Source organism: Aequorivita aquimaris (assembly GCF_001573155.1).
In the GTDB taxonomy this organism is placed as follows: Bacteria; Bacteroidota; Bacteroidia; order Flavobacteriales; family Flavobacteriaceae; genus Aequorivita; species Aequorivita aquimaris.
Window position 1 is genome coordinate 278,397 of the sequence record NZ_JRWG01000001.1, and the last position, 21,025, is coordinate 299,421.

Genomic DNA, 21,025 nt, shown 5'->3' on the forward strand with positions numbered 1-21,025 from the left:
ATCTGAAAATAAGTACTTAGAAAATAATGACTGTGTTTATTTTCAAATAATGGAATCACTTTGTGTAAATAGTTATCACTCAAAAATGAGAATTTAACATATTCCATTTTAGTAATTTTCAGATAAGGAAATTGGCCATCTGTTTCATTTTTGGACTCAGTTTGTTTCAGTTGCTTAATTAAATAACATTTTCCATTACATTGCAGGTCTTCTCTGTCTCTATTTATACATAAGTATTCTTTAATATAGTCTTGATTAATTATATAATTAATCACAACACATACATTATTGAGAGGCTGTAAATGCAAACAAATAACTAATAATATGGTAATCGCTCTATGCAACTGAAATTATTGTTTTTTATAAAGTTCGAAATTGAAGACTACCTCAACAGTGTTTGAAACTTTAGTTTGTACAATCTTGGGAATCTTAATCTTAAAATCTGAAGCTAGTACGCTAAATCTTCCCGATAAATAAATTTTATTGTTTTTTAATTTTAGACTAATTGGAATTTGTGCGAAGTGTTTGGTTTCATTATGAAATTCAAGATCACCTTGAACAAGTAAATTGGTAGTGCCATTGAGATTATCAAAAATGAAATCGAGAATTTTACCTTTAAAAGTAGCTTTTGGAAACTTGTCTGATTCTGCATAATTTTCATTGAAGTGCTCCTCCATTAAAGCATTTTCAAATCGAAAAGCTTTTACAAATGCGAGCACGGCAAGTTCGCCATTTTCACTATTAATTATTGCAGTTGCCGAATTGTTAGTTGCTGCCACCCTTTCAAAAGAGGGTACGGAAGCTTCAAAATTTATTGTTCCGGTTTTGGTTATAAATTTATTTTGACCAATTGCAATGGAGGTAAAAATTAAAAAGATAATGACAGTATTTTTCATAATTTTCATTCTTTAATTAATCCATCTTCATTCCATTGAATGATAATATCTATCAAATTTTGAGGTAATCTAGGGCCTCCAAGCGGCATTAAAAATGAAGGATCTTCACTTGAAATTCTCCCGATGAGATTTCTGTTTTCAACTGCTTCCTTTACATTCTCGTAAAAAACTAAAGGCTTAGGCGCACCATTTTGTGGCGGATTGGAATGACATACTATACAGTTATTGTCTATAATGAACTTTACATTTGCCTCATAAGTTATTACTTCGGGCATTGGCGTTGTATTAATTAAATCGTCTTCACTAGCACTAGTACAACTAATTATAAGCATTGTTAAACTTAGTAGTGTTATTAGAAACAAATTATTTTTCATACTTATTGCGTTAAAATACCCTGCTCAAATTAAACCCGAAATAGACATTCCCATTGGTCCAATCGCCTGTGGCTTGGCCCAAAAATCCATTGGTATTCATAGGTTGGGCATTGGTAAAGTGCATCTGAAAAACATGACCTCCCGTTTCAAGATCGACGCCTATCGATAGTGGGTTTTTGAAGGGTGAATTGCTAGCTCGATTTACATGCAGGCCGTAATCCATATTTAGAGACCATCGCTTTCCCAATTTATATCGACCTCCAAGTCCAATAGCAAACTGGGCGTTGCTTTGCTCATTAACCACCACATAATTATCGTGAAAATAAGTAGGCATCATTTCCATAGAAAAACGGGAATTAACTTTTCGGGAGATTAATATTTGTGTGGCATACGCTAAGCGGTGTTTAAATTTCAATTGTGGAAGGTTTTCTGAATCTAAACCTGTATTGATCATCACAGAATTATATCCAACAATACTAAATGGAAATCCATTTTTCTGTTGTTTCACCAATCTGTATTTTAAGGAACCTTCGTAAATTTTGTGGTAGGAACTACGTGATACACCAATATTCCACCCTTCTGCAATGCCATAAATAAAATTTATTCTGGTAACGGCATCATCAAGGCCAAAGAAGCTGTCGAAACCATTTTCAATACTTCCAAACCTATGTGAAATTACAAGGGTGAATTCTTTTTTAGCTACTAATTTTGTGGATTCAAAATTTACAATTTTAAGTCCTTTAAACACGGCGGTCGCATCATCATCGGTAATTGAATTGGTGTCAATTTCGGCGAGGAGTTCTTCTTGGGCAGTGCCAAAAAGCGGTATCCACAAAATTAGTAGTAAAAATTTTTGCAAAGGGATCAGTTTTTAATAAAGTTCTTAGTTAACGTATGATCACCTGAAATAACCTTCACGTAATAGCTTCCAGGACTCCAATTCACAATATTTATTGAAACATCCGTATTAGTATTAAAATCTTTTGAATAAATTTGTTTAGCTGTTATGTCAAATACAGTTATGTGTCCAGTCTCAATACTTTTTGGAAGTACTATATTTAAAGTTGATGTCGAAGGATTTGGATAGATATGTATTTTATTTAGTTCGTTTTCTTCTATACTTAAAACTTCATTAACCGTAATTGTGCCCGACATGCTATTGGCTCCATGGACTCCACAAAAGTATCTGTTATCGCCTGCTACCGTAAATGTATAGGCATAGGTTTCTCCCATTCCGGAAATAACTCCACTATTGAATGTTTCTACAGAGTTTCCCACTTCATTCTCTACTGTATGGGGCGACGAATCTTTCCAAGTCCAAATAACGGTGTCCCCCTGATCAATAGTTAAATTTACATTGCTGCCCATACCCATTCGCCAATCTAGGTTGTAGGTGTTTTGTGCACTTGTTGTTAAAAAGCCCAAAAAGGCTAGAAATAATAATTTTGCTTTCATTGTTATATATTTAAATTAATTAATAATACACTGGTCAAGTCTTACCTTCTCTAATAAATTGTCATATCCTATAAACCGTCCTTTTATGGTAACTTTTGAATGTAGCGCTATTTCCTGTTGGGAAATCAGCTTTGAAAATTGACAAAATACCCTGTCATCTATCGTGATTGCGGTTTCGCTTATTTCTGATACAAAGCCATAGATTTCTATAACTTTATTCTCATAAGTATTTATTGAAGTTAAAGGTTCATGGCTCAATTCTGAATGAATTTGTTGGGCTGACAATGAAATTTCGGCGGCTTCAACTTCTATATTCTGATGGTCTTTGTATAGATAGCTATATCCTAGAACTACCAAAAAAGCCACCGCTGTTAGAATCCAGAACTTTTTCATAAATATTTTGATTATATACAATTTTATAATACAGCACCTATTGTTATAGCTTACTATAAAAGCGAAGTTTTGGATTCTCTTAGCTTTTATGATTCCGTATACAACCAGAAATGCTTTACTATTGGATTAAAAAAATGAAGTAAGGTTACAATTTAATTGCTTCCTATTTATAGCAGATGACTTATCTATAACAACAGCAGATTTCAATAATTATACTCAGTTGTAACATTAATAAGTTTTTTTTCTCTAAAGAGAACAATATAATTAACCAGGCTCAATTAAAATATTGTAAGTGTTTTTATGTAAGAATAAATTTTTAAGGTCTCTTGTGCCCTTCAGCGAAACGGATTTCAAAAGAAATTAATGAAGTTATATAAATCGTTCAAATAATTCAGATGTAAGGATTTGAAATTTGACGATACCAAATCAAAATAATTTTCTTCAATACTAACTAGAAGGTATAAACTCTATTTTTAATCAATAAAATATGTACAAAAAAATATTGATGTTCCTATTCCTCATGATTATGTATGGAACTATTCAAGGACAGGATGGAAATTTATCATATTGTGATAATCTGATAAAAAATGGAGTAAGTCTACTTAATAAAGGCAAGTATACTCAATCACTTGAATTACTCATAGAAGCTAAATCACTAGCAACCGAAAATAAATGGGACAAACAACAATTTTTGGCTTTCAATAATATTGGAGCAAATTATTATTCTCTGTTTGACTATGGCGAAGCTTTAAATAACTATTTAAAAGCCTACTCTATAGCCATTCATGAATTGAGTAGCAAATATGAAATGATCGTTCTCAACAACATTGCAATTTTGTATTCAAAGGAAAAAAAATATGGCAAATCGTACGAATATTTTAATAAGGCATATAAAATAGCAATCGAAAATAAAGAGGTTAAAAAGAAAGGATTGTATGCTGTAAATTTAGGTTTGGTTGCGAACCGAACTGGCGAGTTAGATAAAGCGCTGGCATATTTTCAGGAGGCAATTCCGCTATTAAATGAAAATCCAAGAATATTACAACAAGCGTTAGTTGGGCAGGCAGAAACATTGAGCCTTTTGGGCTTGTATAAAGAAGCAAAGAATAACCTACTGCAAATTTTACCTGAATTAAGAATGCATGGTAATGAAGATTTGGTTACAGACGTCTTGCTATTGCTTTCAAATATTGCGTATAATCAAAATAATATGTTCTTAGCTGTAGAGCGCGCTGATGCTATGCTGAAATATTCTAACCAAATTGAATCTCGTTTAGATGCCTATATGCAGTTATCAAAAATCTACACCAAAACTGGCAAATTGGAGCTCGCTCTTATTGCGAAAGATTCTGTTTTATCTGTTTCAAATCGATGGAATGAAATTAAAAATGGTCGTCTCTTTGAAACAAATCAGATTAAATTTGAAGTTCAAAACTATCAGAGTCAATTAAAGGCTAATCAAGAAGAAATGAAGACAAGCAAAAAAAAATTTCAAACTTTATTGGTAGCTTCAGTATTAATAATTCTGCTAATAGCTTTGGCATTACGCACAACTTATATCCAAGGAAAACAGCGAAAAATTATACATTCTAGAAATGAGGAAGTTATGGCTTTAGAACTTGAAAAAGAGAAAAATGAGAAACTTCTTTTAGAAAAGAAGTTAAATGAAGAAGAGGTCAGATCGCTGCTTGAAGAAGAGCGTCTTAAAAATGAAATAGATTTCCGCAACCGAAAACTTTCAGTTAAGGCACTTCATTTAATTCAACGAAATGAATTGCTTCAATCTATTATTACAGACTTGGAACAACAAGTACAGAATGGACAGCAACCAGGAAATTTGAAAGATTACATTACTAAATTAAAGAATATCGTACAATCTGAGGAAGAGTGGAAAGATTTTATCGACCATTTTGAAGAAGTAAACCATAATTTTATAAGTGCCATCAAAAAAGAGCATCCAAATTTGAACGTGAATGATCTTCGATTTATAAGCTATGTTTTTATGAAATTAACAAATAAAGAAATAGCTACTGTTTTTAATATTACCTATGAAGCATGTAGAAAACGACGAGAACGTATTTCCAAAAAAATGAATTTAAATGACAGCTCCACTTTATATGACTACATATCAGGCTTTTATAATTGAGTCACACTATTATTTCATAGGGTCACAGTTTTTAGGTTTTATAATTTGTGCTTCATATGCCTAATAGTTTCTTTTGAACCAAACTTAAAATAAACTATTATGAAAAATTTTACGGCAGTTATTATGATGCTTGCAGTATTCTTCTGCAGCAAAAATGTCCAATCACAAATTTCTTTGGAGAGTGTTGGCGAGTACGGAAGGATATACGATATCACTTTTGATCCTACGGTAGAAAATAGGATATATGCACTTTCACAAATGAATCATATTTTACAATCTAATGACAAAGGAGAAACTTGGGAAATTATTTATAGTCAAGAAGGGAACTCTAATCATTTTAAGCGTTTAGAATACACACTAAATGGTATGCTTAGTTTTCTTGTAGAGTCACCAACTTTCCTTGAAGACAATGGTATCTATCTATTAGATATTGCAAATGGCGCTGTCTCAAAATACCTTGCGCCTGTACCTTCTGATGCAGAAAATATTTTTTTAAATTCTTATTCTATTTATAAACAAGATCCGTCTATTGCAATGTTGTCTTTGGAATATAGATTGTATGGCACAGGTTACAAGCTAGTATATTATACTAGCGATAGTGGTGAAAACTGGTCTGAAATTTACTCAGCCGATAGCTATAATCTCGTAGCTGTAAATAATGTAGCAATTAATCCTACAGATCCTGAAAATCTATTTATCGCTCGTGGCCAGAGTCCGAATGAAACTTTCGGGGGGTTATTTATATCGCATGACGCCGGCCTAACTTGGGAAGAAAAAATGCCTGGCATTACATTTAATCCTATCACTTTTCATCCACAAAACAGCGATACAATTTTTTTAGGAACTGCTATTGGACGCAGGAATAGTAGCCATTCAGAGAACTTATATAAGTCAGTAGATGGAGGCACATCCTGGAACATTATACCAATTTCTTGGGAGAACGGTATACTTGATAATATAAACGCTATTGTAATTAATCCTCAAAATCCTACTACCACTATAGTTTTAGAGGAAAATGAAATAGTAGTTACGAGAGATGACTGGCAAACATTTAATAAATACCTACATCCAATTGGTTCTTCTACCGGTTATTATTACGGGTTACATGCTTCATTTAATCCTATTGTGGAGGGGGAAGTATTTATAAACAGTGATTTTTACCCATTATGGTCTACGGATTATGGTGCAAGTTTTATTCAATTTTTAAATCCATTTTTCCCGTCAAATTTTACTGAGATACAAGAAGATACAGAAACTCATCTATATTACGGAGCCCAACAAGGGTTGATTCATCAAGATATGCAAACCAATGAGGTTGAGGCTATGGACATTATACCTTTAGGCATTTTTAGTAATGACCCTCCTCCATTTTACCATATTCATAAATCAATGATGGGGCGAGTTTACCGATACACCTCTTCTTTCATAGGTTCAGATTTGAGTGTAAGTAGTGATTTTGGAAGGAGTTATGACGTACTATTCACCAATTTTTTTGATGATATAATGAGTATAAATCAAAATCTGAGAAATTCAAATGTCGTTTGGGCTTCATTTTTAAACGGAGGTACTGTAATTTTAGATTTTACGGACCTAAATAATGTCATTCAAACAGAAGTAATTCTTCCAAGATCTGAACCCGTACTTGATGTTCTTTTTGATGATATTAATTCAGATTTGGTTTTTATTGCTTTAGGGCCTAAAGTATATCTGTCTAACGACTATGGTAATTCGTGGGTTGAAAGAAGTAATGGGCTACCAGAAAACAATATTGTTTACGATATTGAACAAAGTCCTTTTAATACAAATGAATATACGATAGCAACCGAAGTCGGTATTTTTAAAACGATTGATCAAGGAGAAAATTGGTTCCAAACTTATCAAGGAGTTCACTTAAAAAAGATAGCTTATTCTCAGTATAATGAATTACACGCAGTAGCATCTAGAATGACCAGACAACCATTGTTTGGTGATTCCATAGATGCACAAATTATATATACTACAGATGGCGGAATGTCGTGGAATGAAGTTCCTTTAGAGGCTACTAAGCATGTAGGAAGCTTTAGTATGGGCTATCAATTTAATGAAAGTAGTGTGAATGTTTATATGGCAACAATAGATTTAGGCCTCGTTAAACACACAATTGATTTAATGACCTTAGGTATGTCGAACACCTCACAAAATATAAACTCATTTATTGTTTACCCTAATCCTGTTCAGGATATATTAAAAATTCAAGAAAACGGCGATAAAGTGAAATCTATCGATATTTATAACGCTAAAGGTCAACGAGTAATGGGTAATCTCTCAGAAAAACAAATTAAAGTAGAAGATTTGGAAAGTGGCATTTACTTTATTTCTATCCAGAATACCAAAGGTGACAGTTTTATAAAACGGTTTGTAAAAAATTAATAATTCCATTTCCTTACGCAAAAATATAAGTGGAGCTATATTTAGTAGCTCCACTTTTTTATAAAACAATCCTTGTTGTTTATTGATAGATTTAGAATACAAATCCTTGAGTGGTTGATGCAATTAAGAATTTGACTGATAGCAAATGCCAAGTTTAAAGAGAATCTTTAAGTTAATTACAAATCACAGATTCACCATATATGATTCTTGATGATTTAAAAGGTTTTAAAGATAGAAACTAAAATTATTTTAATAGACCCTTCAATCCAAAGCGCCATACATCTTGCAAGTAGTGTATAAAATGAAAACTAAAAACATTTTAATAATTCTTTCAATTATATTAGAGATGATGCCATATTAAATGTTTATTTAAATAAACCTTAATTATCATTTCTAGAGTAAGTTTTTAGTATTATTTTCTTCTCTACTCTCTTTAATTCCAGATCATTTTGAATCAGCGTAAATATGAAGAATGAAAAATAAAATAGCCTATGAACCATAAATATTGAACAAGAATGTCACAAAATTTACATTATCATAAAAAAACTCGCTCTCTGTAAGAAGTAAAATGAAAACGAGAAAGTAAATAGTAAAGGAATTATTTATTGGTTTCTAGGTTTTGTATTCGGCGCATTACATTTTCGACAACTCTATCGCATTTGGAATTCCCAAATTCAAAAATATCCTGCGTGTTTGTAGCGTTTAGAATATAATCTTTCATCATATTTCTCGCTCTATGGAGTCTTACTTTTACATTGCTATTGGACAGGTCAAGACCTTTTGAAATTTCAGAAATTTCCATTCCTTCCACTTCTTTAAGCATGTATACTATTTTGTACTTATGTGGCAACGCATCAACGGCTTTTTCAATAAAAGCCTTGGAATCCTTATAAATAGAATTGCTTTCTGGATTCATAAAAGACATATCGGCAATTTGAAGTGTGCCATTTTCATTAGTAATATCCACTGTTTTATGTTTTTTGGATTTTCGAATACGTTGCAAAGCTTCATTAATTCCAATCCTTATTAACCAAGTTGAGAACAAAGCCTCATTTTTAAATTGATATAACTTTTGAAACGCTTTTACGTATGTATCCTGTATAGTATCCTCAACATCCGCATCAATATCTATATAGCTTCGGATGGTTCTATATAGAAGCTCATTATAGCGTCTCATCAATATCTCAAACATTTCTGTTTGACCTTCCAGAATTCTTTGTATAACAACAATATCTGGCATTAAATTATCTATAATAACGTCTTTTTTCTTAACTGTATTCTCTTCTGCCATGTTCGAGGTTTTATCTTTAGATGTATTCAGAACAATTAGGTTACAAAAATATCTCTAAAAAATAAATACGGTATCAATATCCTTTTGTGATAATGATATTTTTAATTGTGTATTTATTGTGTGCATTATCAGTATAACCTAAAAAATCTTTCAGCAAATAAATGGTGCATAAGATACTAGGGCTTATATAAACCAGACAGCGGTTAAAGGAAAAGTCTATCAATATTGACAAAAAGACTATTTCATAATTTTTTACTTTTTTGTAACCGTTGTTCATTTTCGGCATCCAAAGGGCACTAAATATAAAAACTTTAATATGAAAACACTAGTATGTACACTGTTCTTTGGATTAACTTGTCTTATCTCCTTTGCTCAGCAAAAAAATGAATTATCAGACCCAGAAGTAGCTTCGGTGGCTGTTGTTGCAAACCAAATTGATATTAACTACGCGGAAATTGCACTTAAAAAGTCAAAAAATAAGAAAATTCTGGAGTTTGCAAATCGAATGATAACAGATCATAATGCCGTCATACAACAGGCAGTTGATCTTGTAACAAGGCTCAGCGTTACGCCAAAAGATAACGCAGTAAGTAAATCATTATTGGAAAATGCTGAAAAAACTAAAAAGAAACTACGCCAAGCTAAAACTAAGGAATTTGATAAACTCTATATAGATAATGAAGTGGAATATCATAAAGCAGTTATTGCCGCAGTAAAAAACTTGCTAATTCCCGAGTCCGACAACAACGAGCTTAAAGAATTACTAGAAGCTGTTTTACCGGCACTAGAAGCACATTTGGGTCACGCTGAAATGGTACAAAAACAATTGTAATCTTGTGATATTGAAATTTAAATAAAAAGGATTATGATCTCACTAAAAACAAAAAGATTGTTACAATTCGTATTTGTTCTTGGAATCGGAATTCCTGCCATCGCTCAAGGCACTCCAAAAAAATACAAGGTCGAAATTAGAAAGATGAAGTTTATTCCTGCTAATATCAGTGTAAAAAAAGGAGATACCATCGTTTGGATAAATAAAGACTTTTACCCTCACGATGTTACGGATGAAAAAAACAGAGCTTGGAGCTCGAAACAATTTGGTCAAAATGAAACCTGGAGCAAAGTCATCACTAAAGACGAGGATTATTTTTGCGATTTACACAAAACAATGAAAGGAACTATAAGAGTTAATAAATAAAAAATTAAGATATAAACTTAAAACCATTGATAATGAAAAAAAAATATGTGACTTTTAGTTTGCTTATGGCTGTAATTGCTTTTTTTGGGCTTTATAGTTGTAGCAACGATGATAATGGCGATACTGGTCGCTTAGCACCCGGTGAAGGGAGCTTAGATTTACCGCCTTTAGATCCACAATTAGTCCAACAAGGCCAAGAAATATTTAGATATGACACCTTTGGTGATGAAACGTTTTGGACAGATGTATTACAGATGAACGAAGTAATTGAAAGTGCTGTAAGTCCAGCCACTGCTTTAAGCGTCGGTCTAAAAGTTGATGCTGAAGCTTTACCTCCCGCTGTAGTTGAAGCGATTCAAAATGGGGAGGTTGATTTAGATGACCCCCAAACCACCTTAGTTCTTTTGCAGCTTAATGCTGTTGTTGGGGTGCAAGGAGAAGTAAGTGAAAACTCGGATGGTACATTAAAACTTGACAGAATGGGAATTACTTGTGCGCTCTGCCATTCAACTGTGGATGACTCATTTGCTCCAGGTATAGGAAGCCGCCTGGACGGCTGGCCTAATAGGGATCTGGATCCAGGCCTTATTATTTCCTTATCCCCAGCCTTAGATCAACAGACTAAGGATGTATACGCGTCTTGGGGTCCTGGTATTTATGATCCAAGATACAGTATTGATGGTTTAAACAACCCTGTCGTTATTCCTCCTGCATATGGTCTATACGGGTTGCCTAAAGCTATCTTTACGGGAGATGGCGATGTTGAACATGAGCCTGCAGGTCCTGTAGCGTATTGGAATAGATACGTTGCTGTTACTCAAATGCACGGTCATGGCTATTTTGCTGATTCACGTCTTAATTTGGAAAGGGACTATAGAGAAGGTGACGACCTGGTAACCGATAAGCTTCCGGCTTTACAAGCATATCAATTTTCCCTCTCTGCACCAACTCCTCCAGTTGGCTCATTTGACGTTGCCGCCGCAACAAGAGGTAAAGAACTTTTTTCAGGCAAAGCAGCATGTGCAACTTGCCATTCAGGACCCCTATTTTCTGATGTTATTGATGGAGGAAAACTACATCCGCAAAGCGCTTCAGTAGCAGTCGATAAAGATTATGTTAAACGATCTGCAACCAAAAAATGGAGAGTTACCCCATTAAAAGGTATATGGCAGCACGCTCCATATTTCCATGATGGGTCTTCAGCTACCTTGGCTGATGTTGTATCAAGATATAACCAAGAAAGAAATCTTAATTTGAGTACTTCTGAAAAAGCCGATCTTACAGAATATCTAAAATCCATATAGGTATTTATTCATAAGTTAAGTTAAATTGGATGTTCTGTTTGTTTTCTAAGCATCTTTTTGGTGAGATAAATTCTATAAGAATAAATCGCTGGGGAGGTGCTTTTATTTTATTTTTTGAAATATGACAGTTTTTATTACCAAATAAACAACTAACATAAAATATGTGGAACTTAACCCTATCCTATAAAAGCCTATTAACTCTAAATTACACTTTCAAACATCTGAAGGGAAAAAGAAAAAATGACTGAGTTTAACCATTAAAACTGGGTAGCATTTAATTTGAAATTTAAGATGAAATCTCTCAAAAAAATTCTGTTTTCCACCAGAACCATGACGGTTCTTTTATTGTTATATGGTATTTCCATGGCCATGGCGACTTTTGTAGAGAATGCTTTCGGCACTCCTACTGCTAAGGTGTTGGTTTATAATGCTACTTGGTTTGAAATTTTGATGTTTTGGCTTATTGTATTATTTGTTGCAAATATTAAAACTTACAGACTTGTCAGAAGAGAGAAATGGCCGATTTTATTATTTCACATAGCGTTTATATTCATATTTATAGGGGGAGCTATTACACGCTTCGTCAGCTTTGAAGGCCAAATGCCTATAAAGGAAGGACAAACCACTAATGAGATAATTAGTGATCTCACGTATTTCAAGTTAAATATCACTGACGGAAATGTAACGCGTATATATGACAAAAACCCATATATGATGTCTTATTTAAATTCAAAAGACGCTAGATGGCCATTTAAAAAAACCTATGAACAAAATTACCTGTTTGATAATAAAATTATTTCTCTCAGAACTCTTGATTATATTCCATTGGCCAAAGATTCCCTTCAAAAAACAAAGTTGGGTAAAAAGATACTTAACATTGTATCCATAGGAAATGAAGGTAGGATCAATAATTATATTACAGAAGGTACAATTAAAAGTATTAATGGCACAAAATTTAGTTATAATAAGCCAGTTCAAAACGCTGTTCAAATATTGGAAAAGAATGGGATTTTAATGCTTACCATTCCAGCTGATGGCAAATATATGTCTATGGTAGGACAGCAAAAAGGTGTAATAACCGACACTTCTTTATTGGCGCAACAATCGGGAAGTGTAAAAGCGAATGTGATTGATACTCTTAATTTTAGAACACTATACACTGTAAATAATACCAATTTTATCATTCCCGAAGGTGCCTTCAGAGGTAGGATAGTTTATTATAGTGGAGTCAAAAACGTCCCAATGGATAAAAATCTTTTAGACCTCATTCAAGTAGAGTTAAGATCCGGAAATGAAATTGACACATTATTGGTGAAAGGCGGCAAAGGCGTAACCGAACTGAGCAAATCTTTAAAAATTAACGGGCTCAATGTTTCTTTAGGATTTGGTTCCAAAATATTTAAAACAGATTTTGCTTTGCGTTGTGACGATTTTATACTTGACCATTATCCCGGTTCAAATAACCCTTCTTCATATGAGAGTATGATTACGGTAATCGATGCGGATGAAGAGGAACAGCATCACATTTATATGAATAACGTAATGGATTATCGTGGTTACCGATTCTTTCAATCAAGTTATTTCCCAGATGAAAGCGGAACCATACTTTCAGTCAATGCAGACTGGTGGGGAACGACTGTAACCTATTTTGGATATTTGCTATTATTCATAGGAATGTTCTTCACATTATTTTGGAAAGGCACTCATTTTTGGAAATTAAACAATACGTTGAAGAAAATGCATAAAAAAAAGGGCCTAACTGTCCTTTTGCTATTGCTACTTGGGTTTGGTTTGCAAACAAATCCCTCTTTTGCCCAGAATCAAACAGAAGGAGCACTAAATACGAAATCAATATTACAACAAAAGATTGGCCCCAATGCTCAGTTTTTAACTTCGAATGAAATTGAATCAAATAGAATTATCGACCCAAATCACGCCGCCAAGTTTGGCCGTCTTTTAGTTCAGGATTTTCAAGGGCGAATTAAACCTATAAATACACACGCACTCGAGCTGCTTCGAAAGATTTATAAAAAGGATAAATACCGAACAGAGTATAGTATAATTACTCCAGAACAGTGGTTTATCTCAATGCAAGTTAATCCTGCTTATTGGGCCAACGAACCTTTAATAAAAGTGGGTGCAAAAGGAGGTGACAGACTTTTAATGGAAACTGCTGCCAACGCCGAGGGATATACATCATATTCTAATCTTGTTGATCCCGATACTGGAATTTATAAATTACAAGAACAGGATAAAAACGCTTTTAGTAAACCAAAAGCTGACCAAACTAAGTATGACCAAGCTGTAATTGAAGTGACAGAACGATTTAATATTTTTAGCAATGTTGCTTTCGGTTATTACACCAATATCATTCCTCTAAAAAATGATTCCGCACAAATCTGGAGAAGTTGGATTTATAGCTCTGAAGAAAAACCAGTGGTGATAGACGAGACAGCTTATGAACTTCTAACCCCATATTTCAACGGTGTAAAAGAAGGCCTTAAAACCAATAATTGGAAAAAAGCGAATGAGCAAATTGAAAACATAGATGAATTTCAGCAAATATGGGGCAAGGATATTGTGCCTTCCAAATCAAAAATCAGTTTAGAGATTCTTTATAATCAGTCCAATATTTTCTTTTGGCTGATGATAGTTTACAGTTTATTGGGGTTCTTTATGGTCATTCTTGGTTTTGCAGAGGTATTTTCATGGGGCTCAAAATACAATAATATAATTCTCCTATTAACCAAAATATTGTTGGGGATAATGGTCTTCGCCTTGGGTCTTCACGCAATTGCTTTGGCAATTCGCTGGTATCTTTCAGGACATGCTCCTTGGAGCAACGGTTATGAGGCGATTATATTTATTTCTGGGATTGGTGTACTCTCCGGACTGTTGCTTTACAAAAATAGAAATGCATTCATTCCTGCAGCAGGTGCTTTGGTTGCAATGATTATGATGGGGTTTGCACACGGAGGCTCCATGCTCGATCCGCAGATAACACCTTTGGAACCTGTTCTAAAATCATATTGGCTTATGGTGCACGTGGGCATCATAACCTCCAGCTATGGATTCTTTGGCTTATCGGCTGTATTGAGCGCTATTTCATTACTACTGTTCATAGCAAAACCCACTCAAAAAATCAAGAATTCCATCAAGGAATTAACCATAGTTAATGAAATGGCATTGACTGTGGGTATTTTTGCACTTACTGTAGGTACTTTTTTAGGTGGAATGTGGGCCAACGAGAGCTGGGGAAGATACTGGAGCTGGGATCCCAAAGAAACCTGGGCATTTATATCGGTTATATTTTATGCCGTAGTGCTACACTTAAGATTAGTACCGAAACTTAGCGGGAAACTAACCTTTAATATTGCCAGTTTATGGGCAATATGGTCGATTATTTTTACTTATTTTGGCGTAAACTATTATTTAACCGGATTACATTCTTACGCTGCCGGTGATCCTTTGCCTATTCCAATTTGGATTTATATAACTGCGACAGCAATGTTCATTTTGTCAATAGTGGCACATTATAAAAACACAGTTAGAAAAAATAGTCATTAATTAATGGGGATATTTTATTTTATTTCTCCTAACTGTGTGTGGTTTTAATTATAAATAAAAGGCATAAAATAGTTTGCTGTTATTAATCCATATTTACAAATAAAACACAAAGTCGTATTTGTTTTGCGAGATAAATTAAGGTTATTGATAATTTTTATCAAGCAAAATAGCCTTTAAGTTAGGGTCATTGTCCATTTTGCCCCGAAAGACTGAAGTGAGCGTTGAGCTTCCCATATTTTTTACGCCTCTACAAGAAATACAACTATGGTTCGCTTTTAAAACGACTCCTACATCTTCTGTATCAAGTATCAAAGAAATTTCTTGCAGAATTTGCATTGTCAATCGCTCTTGTACTTGAGGCCGTCGTGCATAGAAATCAACAAGCCTGTGAATCTTAGATAATCCAATAACATAATCTTTTGGGATATAACCTATATTGGCTTTACCTTGAATTGGAACAAAATGATGTTCACAAAATGAAGTGAAGGGAATGTTCAATTCCATCAAAGGCGTGTGATAACCATACTCATTTTTAAATACGGTTACTTTTGGCTTGTTTACTGGATTTATGCCTTTAAATATTTCGTTTACATACATTTTTGCTACTCGATCAGGAGTGTCCTTGATGCTATCATGGGTTATGTCAAATCCCAAGATTTCAATAATATCTTTAAATTTTTTTCTAATTAATTTAATCTTTAGGGCTTCGTCTTTATCAAAAGCATCGTCACGTAGTGGATTTCTAGCTACTACGTGATCAATCGAGTTAACTATTTTATTTTCTAACAAAAGTGCGTTTCCATTTAGCTTCATAAAATTAATTGTTGGCTTTTTATATTTTATTTTCAGATAGTTTTGCCAAGGAAAAAGCCCCAATTGCCATTACTAAATCTCTTACGGCAACATCTACATAATTCCAACTAAAAATTAAGGTCAATGCAATTGCTACCAACCATGCCGAAACTACATAAGCACCAATTTTTGTTTTGGTTAGAACTAAGACACCCGCAATAATTTCTATTACACCTACTATCATCATAAATGTAATGGGCTCAAAAGGAAGCATTGCTGCAAATCCTTCTGAAATATACTGCGACCAATTGGTCAAGATGTTCGAAAATTTGTCTAATCCCGCAACAATTGGAACTAATCCAAAAGTATATTTCAACAAGGTTTTTACTAATTGTACGTTTGAGTTCATAATTTTTTTTTAAACGTTAATAATTCTTTTACTTCCTTTTGATGCGGAATTTTAAAAAACGATACAAAACTTTGTAACTTTTTTTGTCTTTTTTAATCTAAAATAAAAACCCAAACCGTTGAAAGCTATTAGTATTAGGGATTTTTCCAATCATTAAAAAAATGAAGACACACAATTAATGAAGTGTATTCATAGTAGCGTAAAAGTCTTAAAGAATATTTTAATTAATCGAGATAACTAAAAACCATTTCTAGTTATTCGGAGAAATTTAAATGCTATAGAATAAGAGGAAGATCGGCGAGAGGTAACTGTTCAACTAACCAGAAAATTAGGTATTACATATAAACTTTAAAAATTATGAAAAATCAACTTGTAAAAATCATATCAATACGACACATCACACACAATGTGTTACATATTGTAACTGAAAAACCGGAAGATGTCAGTTTTACACCTGGCCAAGCCACCGAAATTTTCATTGATAAAAAAGGATGGCAAAACGAAGGTAGACCGTTTACTTTTACTTGTTTGCCATCTGACGATTATTTAGAATTTATGATAAAAACCTATCCTTCCCACAAAAGTATGACTAAAGAGCTCCTTACATTAAAAGAGGGGGATGGGCTCATTGTAAACGACATTTTTGGCGCCATTTCCTATAAAGGAGAAGGAATTTTTATTGCTGGTGGGGCCGGGGTTACGCCTTTTATTTCCATTTTAAGGGATTTAAAAGAAAAGAATAAACTGGGTAATAACAAACTGATTTTTGCCAATAAGACAAAAAGAGACATTATTCTTGAAGATGAATTTAATGAGATGTTGGGCGAAAACTTCATCAATATTCTTTCCGATGAAAAAACAGAAGGATATGCACATGGACGTGTTTCCGAAGATATAATAAAAAAGAACGCAGATTTACCAAATACAATTTTTTATCTATGTGGCCCACCGCCTATGATGGATGCTGTTCTAAAACAATTAAAACAATTAAATGTAGGTGCGAAAAAAATTGTGACCGAAGCATTTTAAAATTTTTGTGTTATTTCCATAAAATTTGTGGTAGAGAAAGTACCTAATTAAGGTTTGGCTTTAACCAACTCCGCACGACTATTGGTAAATTTCTAGTTTTGTTACAATTTAATCGAGTTGAATATTTTGCGTATGTTCAATATTCTCAAAGTTTACGGAAATTCTCCATATTTTAATAAATAGCAATATGAAAAGTATTTTTAGCGTCAATTTTTGAGGTAATCATTTATGAAATCTTGGCAGGGGACAATTAATAAAACCTAATACTAAACAGCACAATTATAAAATTATAAATTTCCGCAAATGAGCCTTTTTAATAAGAACTACTGTATAAACCAATAATTATTTTTAAATGAAGAATTCAACTAAAACCCTTTTAATAGTTTTAATTTCATTCGGAGTATATTTTATTCTTGATGATTTATACTTCAACTCGCTTAGAAAATGGATATTTGAATTCACAAATCAACTTGGTGTAAGCCATATAATAACCTATTCAATTTCTGCAACACCCCTAATATTGGGTACATTACTTATATCTCGTCGATCAGGAATTTTAAAGAGTTTGGGGTTAGATAAGTCCATTTTTAATGGATTTTTATTTGCATTAATTTGTACACTACCTATGTATATAGGGTTTGCTTTTATTTTTGACTTCAATACCGAAATTTCGATAAATTCAATTTTAATTTCAATTATTTCAGCAGGTTTTTTTGAAGAACTTTTTTTTAGAGGATTCTTATTTGGTCTAGTTTTTAGAAAGACTACTCTTGGCTTTATACCGTCCGTATTCTTTGGCGCAGTTTATTTTGGTGTATTACATCTGTATCAAAGTACTGATTTGTTAGAAATGATAGGTGTATTCTCAATTACTTTCTTAGGGGGTATTTTATTCGCCTGGGTCTATACCGAATGGAAATTCAATATTTATATCCCAATTTTTCTACACATATTTATGAATTTATCTTGGGAGCTATTCTCAGTCAGTGAAACCGCCCTCGGCAATGTTTATTCAAATATTTTCCGTTTTGTGACCATAGGATTAATAATTGGGTTAACTGTGCTTTATAAAAGACAAAATGGATTGAGTCTTGAAATAAATAAAAGGAACTTGCTGTTAAAAAGGAAAATTAATAGCGTATAAGTTATTACACCTCATAAATTGAAAAGAGACCGTGATTTTCGTGTTCTTATGATCCTAAATATGATAAGGGTATTTGAGCTGCACTCTTTATTTTTTAGTAAAGCATCCTATACTTATAAAATGAATCCCCTTCATTTCCAATACTGTTTGCTAAACAAAAAAAAAATTAAGCTGATAAATCTTCTAATTTACTTTTCAGAAGTTGGATTAGGATATCAATTTCCTTTTTATGTGTTCTAAAAGCTAAAATAGCTGCACGTAAGGTGAAATGATTGTTGAGAATAGTTGAGGAAATAAAGATACGCCCGTCTTCCAGTATATGGTTTAAGAGTGCTTTGTTTAAGTCGTCGTTATTGCTGTCATTGAAATTGTACCTAAAAGCGATGATAGTAAGCGCTGGTTCACAGACAATCGTAAACCCCATTTGTATTAACTTTTTATGTAAATATGTAGTTAGATTGAGCTTTTCTGCAAGATAATCAGAAAAAACTTCAGCTCCATATAGCTTTAGAGGTAACCACATACGCAGGCCCCTGAAATGTTTACTCAATTCGGGAGATAAATCAGCTGGAGAATAATGGGCTTCCTTATCGGCATCTTGCATATAATTAGCTGAGTAGCTGTTGGCTTTGAGTAAATGGTTTATATTTTTTATCAATACCATACCAGAACCATAGGGCATAAACATACCTTTATGGGGGTCTAAAATTACCGAATCGGCTAATTTTAAACCTTGAAGTCTATTTTTACCATAAGCAGTTAATGTAAAAAAACCTCCATAGGCGGCGTCTATATGAAACCAAATGGAATTCCATTCGCAAATGGCGCCAAGCTCTTGTAAGGGGTCTATAGCGCCTACATCCGTAGAACCAGCATTGGCAATTAATAAAAATGGATTAAGACCATTATTGATGTCTTTTTCAACTTGCTCATTGAAATGTGGCGATGATAACCTAAAATCTTTATCCAATGGGATCTGACGCACCACACACTCCTCTAGTCCAACAATACTAATCGCCTTGTAAATACTGTGATGTGCTTGTTGTGAGCAATAAATTACACTTTTCTGAATATTTTTAGAGGTAATATTTTTAGTTTTCTTGGCAGTTGATAGTGCTATTAAATTGGCTATACTACCACCAGATGTTAAATTTCCTCCAAAACCTTCGTTGTAACCTATCAAATTGCCACACCAATTAATAAGGGCATCTTCAATTCTCACAGCACCGGGGGAAGCATAGAATACGCCGGCATAGCTATTGGTTACTGCCGCGAGATAATCGCCTAAAGCAGCGGTATATATCCCACCACCGGGGATATAACCCATATGACCGCCCGAAGCAGGGTTTAAGCCAGTGTTGACAACACGTTCTTTGATTAAATCAAGTAATTTGTCCAATTTTAGGGTGCCTTCTCCAATTTCAAATAAATCATCCTGTTCTGTTTTGGCATGTGTGTTAAAGTGAAAAGCTTTTGCATCATCAATTGTATTTAAAAAATCATTGGTGAAATCCAATATCGCTTTATGAACTACTTTTCGTTTTGGGCCGTCTATCTCTAATGGAAATTCTCCGTCCGTATATCCTTTATTTTTTTTTATCTCCATATTGATTTTTACTAAAGTAGAATATATTTTTTTTAATTGATGGTTGAAGATACTGCTGGTGCACTCTTAAAAGTTATACCCCGTCTGGATATAACCTTTTTTAACCCCTAATTGTATCAAGTATTTTCGAACATCTCCTTCAAACTTTTTCGGGCCACAGATGTAAAAATGTTGATTAAAATTTTTGATCTGCTCTTTGAGAAAAGGTAGATCCACTCTCCCAGAAATCATGTCCCGCGCTTTTGAGGTGCTCAATATATTAATATAATTTTTGCCCAAAAGACGGGTTAACTGATTTTTAAAGAGAATGTCTTTTTGTCTTTTGTTAGCATAAATCAATTTGTGATCTTTAAGTATTTTACTCTCTGTTACAAGCGATTTTAAAATGGGCAAAAAAGGCATTATACCGGTTCCTGCTGCAATAAAAACACCACTTCCTTGATATTTATAGGTATCCCAAGGTTCGGTAATTTGTAATACCGCGCCTGTGTTTAAAGAAGCCAAGCCATAACTCAAGCTATCGCGATTTGGACTTATTTTAATATATAACTCCAAAAAAGAATTGTCGTTTGTGTTTGTTATGGTAAATGGAGCGACGTCAAGTTCATATCCCTTTTGATCGATACTCAAATCAATAGCCTGTCCTGGCTCGAATTTATATCCGTAAGGTTTTTCTATTTGAAAACGAATTACACTCTGATTAATTTTTTTCTTTTGTAAGATCTTGACTCTGTATGGAAAAATAAAACCGCTCATAGTTCAACCCGTTTGTGTTTAGCTATTGGATTAAGAAATCAAGGTCTGGTTACATTAAAATGGGAGCGGTTTGGGTTTTATGTTTATTTTCAGTAGCATTTATAATACTGATTTCTAGATATATTTGTGCCTGTAGAGCATAGCCATGCTTAAGTTGATAATTGCCCAAAGGAATTTTTGGATAATTTTCAATTAAGGGATATTTGGGTTTGCTTATTTAAAATATAGAGCTGTACGCACATCATAACCCCTTAGC

18 protein-coding genes are annotated in these 21,025 nt (G+C 33.4%); 8 read left to right on the plus strand and 10 right to left on the minus strand.

Going from position 1 to position 21,025, the window contains the following annotated elements; all coding sequences use genetic code 11:
- Window positions 1–350: 350 nt before the first annotated feature.
- The 5 genes from LS48_RS01240 to LS48_RS01260 form a co-directional block, all read right to left on the minus strand.
- Entirely contained in the window at window positions 351–896 is a 546-nt protein-coding gene (locus LS48_RS01240; protein ID WP_062619752.1) for a YceI family protein, read from the minus strand.
- Window positions 897–901: 5 nt separating this feature from the next.
- Complete coding sequence (locus LS48_RS01245) at window positions 902–1,171, minus strand: hypothetical protein (protein WP_235810992.1); 270 nt, start codon at window positions 1,169–1,171, stop codon at window positions 902–904.
- A gap of 109 nt (window positions 1,172–1,280) precedes the next feature.
- Complete coding sequence (locus tag LS48_RS01250; RefSeq protein WP_062619161.1) at window positions 1,281–2,129, minus strand: DUF5777 family beta-barrel protein; 849 nt, start codon at window positions 2,127–2,129, stop codon at window positions 1,281–1,283.
- Window positions 2,130–2,134: 5 nt separating this feature from the next.
- On the minus strand, window positions 2,135–2,725 hold the full coding sequence (locus LS48_RS01255) for a T9SS type A sorting domain-containing protein (protein ID WP_062619164.1): 591 nt from the start codon (window positions 2,723–2,725) through the stop codon (window positions 2,135–2,137).
- Between the two features lie 15 nt (window positions 2,726–2,740).
- Complete coding sequence (locus LS48_RS01260; protein ID WP_062619166.1) at window positions 2,741–3,118, minus strand: OB-fold protein; 378 nt, start codon at window positions 3,116–3,118, stop codon at window positions 2,741–2,743.
- 487 nt (window positions 3,119–3,605) lie between these two features.
- On the opposite strand from LS48_RS01260, the gene LS48_RS01265 reads away from it, so the two are divergent.
- Both LS48_RS01265 and LS48_RS01270 read left to right on the plus strand, forming a co-directional pair.
- The gene (locus tag LS48_RS01265) at window positions 3,606–5,264 is read left to right on the plus strand and encodes a tetratricopeptide repeat protein (RefSeq protein WP_062619169.1); all 1,659 of its coding nucleotides are present in this window, start codon (window positions 3,606–3,608) and stop codon (window positions 5,262–5,264) included.
- A 99-nt stretch (window positions 5,265–5,363) separates the two neighbouring features.
- Window positions 5,364–7,673 (plus strand): T9SS type A sorting domain-containing protein, encoded by a 2,310-nt coding sequence (locus LS48_RS01270; RefSeq protein ID WP_062619171.1) that lies wholly within the window; start codon window positions 5,364–5,366, stop codon window positions 7,671–7,673.
- A gap of 598 nt (window positions 7,674–8,271) precedes the next feature.
- Here LS48_RS01270 and LS48_RS01275 read toward each other — a convergent pair.
- Window positions 8,272–8,964 (minus strand): RNA polymerase sigma factor, encoded by a 693-nt coding sequence (locus tag LS48_RS01275; protein ID WP_062619174.1) that lies wholly within the window; start codon window positions 8,962–8,964, stop codon window positions 8,272–8,274.
- Between the two features lie 316 nt (window positions 8,965–9,280).
- On the opposite strand from LS48_RS01275, the gene LS48_RS01285 reads away from it, so the two are divergent.
- The 4 genes from LS48_RS01285 (at window position 9,281) to LS48_RS01300 (ending at window position 15,033) form a co-directional block, all read left to right on the plus strand.
- Entirely contained in the window at window positions 9,281–9,796 is a 516-nt protein-coding gene (locus LS48_RS01285; protein WP_062619177.1) for a DUF4142 domain-containing protein, read from the plus strand.
- A 33-nt stretch (window positions 9,797–9,829) separates the two neighbouring features.
- A complete protein-coding gene (locus LS48_RS01290) occupies window positions 9,830–10,162 on the plus strand; it encodes a plastocyanin/azurin family copper-binding protein (protein WP_078056357.1) in 333 nt (110 codons plus the stop codon).
- A 32-nt stretch (window positions 10,163–10,194) separates the two neighbouring features.
- Complete coding sequence (locus LS48_RS01295) at window positions 10,195–11,466, plus strand: c-type cytochrome (protein WP_062619179.1); 1,272 nt, start codon at window positions 10,195–10,197, stop codon at window positions 11,464–11,466.
- A 330-nt stretch (window positions 11,467–11,796) separates the two neighbouring features.
- A complete protein-coding gene (locus LS48_RS01300; RefSeq protein ID WP_235810993.1) occupies window positions 11,797–15,033 on the plus strand; it encodes a cytochrome c biogenesis protein in 3,237 nt (1,078 codons plus the stop codon).
- 141 nt (window positions 15,034–15,174) lie between these two features.
- Here the strand turns inward: LS48_RS01300 and folE are convergent, their stop codons facing one another.
- A complete protein-coding gene (gene folE / locus LS48_RS01305) occupies window positions 15,175–15,846 on the minus strand; it encodes a GTP cyclohydrolase I FolE (RefSeq protein WP_062619754.1) in 672 nt (223 codons plus the stop codon).
- Window positions 15,847–15,865: 19 nt separating this feature from the next.
- Window positions 15,866–16,234: a DoxX family membrane protein gene (locus LS48_RS01310; protein ID WP_062619184.1), complete on the minus strand. Its 369-nt coding sequence runs from the start codon at window positions 16,232–16,234 to the stop codon at window positions 15,866–15,868.
- Between the two features lie 357 nt (window positions 16,235–16,591).
- On the opposite strand from LS48_RS01310, the gene LS48_RS01315 reads away from it, so the two are divergent.
- Together LS48_RS01315 and LS48_RS01320 are read left to right on the plus strand one after the other, a co-directional pair.
- Window positions 16,592–17,263: a ferredoxin reductase domain-containing protein gene (locus tag LS48_RS01315; protein WP_062619187.1), complete on the plus strand. Its 672-nt coding sequence runs from the start codon at window positions 16,592–16,594 to the stop codon at window positions 17,261–17,263.
- Between the two features lie 352 nt (window positions 17,264–17,615).
- Window positions 17,616–18,407 carry a CPBP family intramembrane glutamic endopeptidase gene (locus tag LS48_RS01320; protein ID WP_062619190.1) on the plus strand — a complete coding sequence of 264 codons (792 nt, stop codon included), beginning with the start codon at window positions 17,616–17,618 and terminating at the stop codon, window positions 18,405–18,407.
- Between the two features lie 166 nt (window positions 18,408–18,573).
- Here LS48_RS01320 and LS48_RS01325 read toward each other — a convergent pair whose 3' ends face one another.
- Together LS48_RS01325 and LS48_RS01330 are read right to left on the minus strand one after the other, a co-directional pair.
- Entirely contained in the window at window positions 18,574–20,013 is a 1,440-nt protein-coding gene (locus LS48_RS01325) for a pyridoxal phosphate-dependent decarboxylase family protein (RefSeq protein WP_062619192.1), read from the minus strand.
- Between the two features lie 66 nt (window positions 20,014–20,079).
- A complete protein-coding gene (locus tag LS48_RS01330; protein ID WP_062619198.1) occupies window positions 20,080–20,769 on the minus strand; it encodes a ferredoxin reductase domain-containing protein in 690 nt (229 codons plus the stop codon).
- Window positions 20,770–21,025 lie beyond the last annotated feature (256 nt).

Bases quoted from the DNA above. Each gene is read 5' to 3' on its own strand.
- LS48_RS01255 (WP_062619164.1), bottom strand. From the start codon at position 2,725: ATGAAAGCAAAATTATTATTTCTAGCCTTTTTGGGCTTTTTAACAACA.
- LS48_RS01310 (WP_062619184.1), bottom strand. From the start codon at position 16,234: ATGAACTCAAACGTACAATTAGTAAAAACCTTGTTGAAATATACTTTT.
- LS48_RS01265 (WP_062619169.1), top strand. From the start codon at position 3,606: ATGTACAAAAAAATATTGATGTTCCTATTCCTCATGATTATGTATGGA.
- LS48_RS01320 (WP_062619190.1), top strand. From the start codon at position 17,616: ATGAAGAATTCAACTAAAACCCTTTTAATAGTTTTAATTTCATTCGGA.
- LS48_RS01330 (WP_062619198.1), bottom strand. From the start codon at position 20,769: ATGAGCGGTTTTATTTTTCCATACAGAGTCAAGATCTTACAAAAGAAA.
- LS48_RS01295 (WP_062619179.1), top strand. From the start codon at position 10,195: ATGAAAAAAAAATATGTGACTTTTAGTTTGCTTATGGCTGTAATTGCT.
- LS48_RS01270 (WP_062619171.1), top strand. From the start codon at position 5,364: ATGAAAAATTTTACGGCAGTTATTATGATGCTTGCAGTATTCTTCTGC.
- LS48_RS01315 (WP_062619187.1), top strand. From the start codon at position 16,592: ATGAAAAATCAACTTGTAAAAATCATATCAATACGACACATCACACAC.
- LS48_RS01290 (WP_078056357.1), top strand. From the start codon at position 9,830: ATGATCTCACTAAAAACAAAAAGATTGTTACAATTCGTATTTGTTCTT.
- folE (WP_062619754.1), bottom strand. From the start codon at position 15,846: ATGAAGCTAAATGGAAACGCACTTTTGTTAGAAAATAAAATAGTTAAC.
- LS48_RS01275 (WP_062619174.1), bottom strand. From the start codon at position 8,964: ATGGCAGAAGAGAATACAGTTAAGAAAAAAGACGTTATTATAGATAAT.
- LS48_RS01245 (WP_235810992.1), bottom strand. From the start codon at position 1,171: ATGCCCGAAGTAATAACTTATGAGGCAAATGTAAAGTTCATTATAGAC.
- LS48_RS01325 (WP_062619192.1), bottom strand. From the start codon at position 20,013: ATGGAGATAAAAAAAAATAAAGGATATACGGACGGAGAATTTCCATTA.
- LS48_RS01285 (WP_062619177.1), top strand. From the start codon at position 9,281: ATGAAAACACTAGTATGTACACTGTTCTTTGGATTAACTTGTCTTATC.
- LS48_RS01260 (WP_062619166.1), bottom strand. From the start codon at position 3,118: ATGAAAAAGTTCTGGATTCTAACAGCGGTGGCTTTTTTGGTAGTTCTA.
- LS48_RS01240 (WP_062619752.1), bottom strand. From the start codon at position 896: ATGAAAAATACTGTCATTATCTTTTTAATTTTTACCTCCATTGCAATT.
- LS48_RS01300 (WP_235810993.1), top strand. From the start codon at position 11,797: ATGACGGTTCTTTTATTGTTATATGGTATTTCCATGGCCATGGCGACT.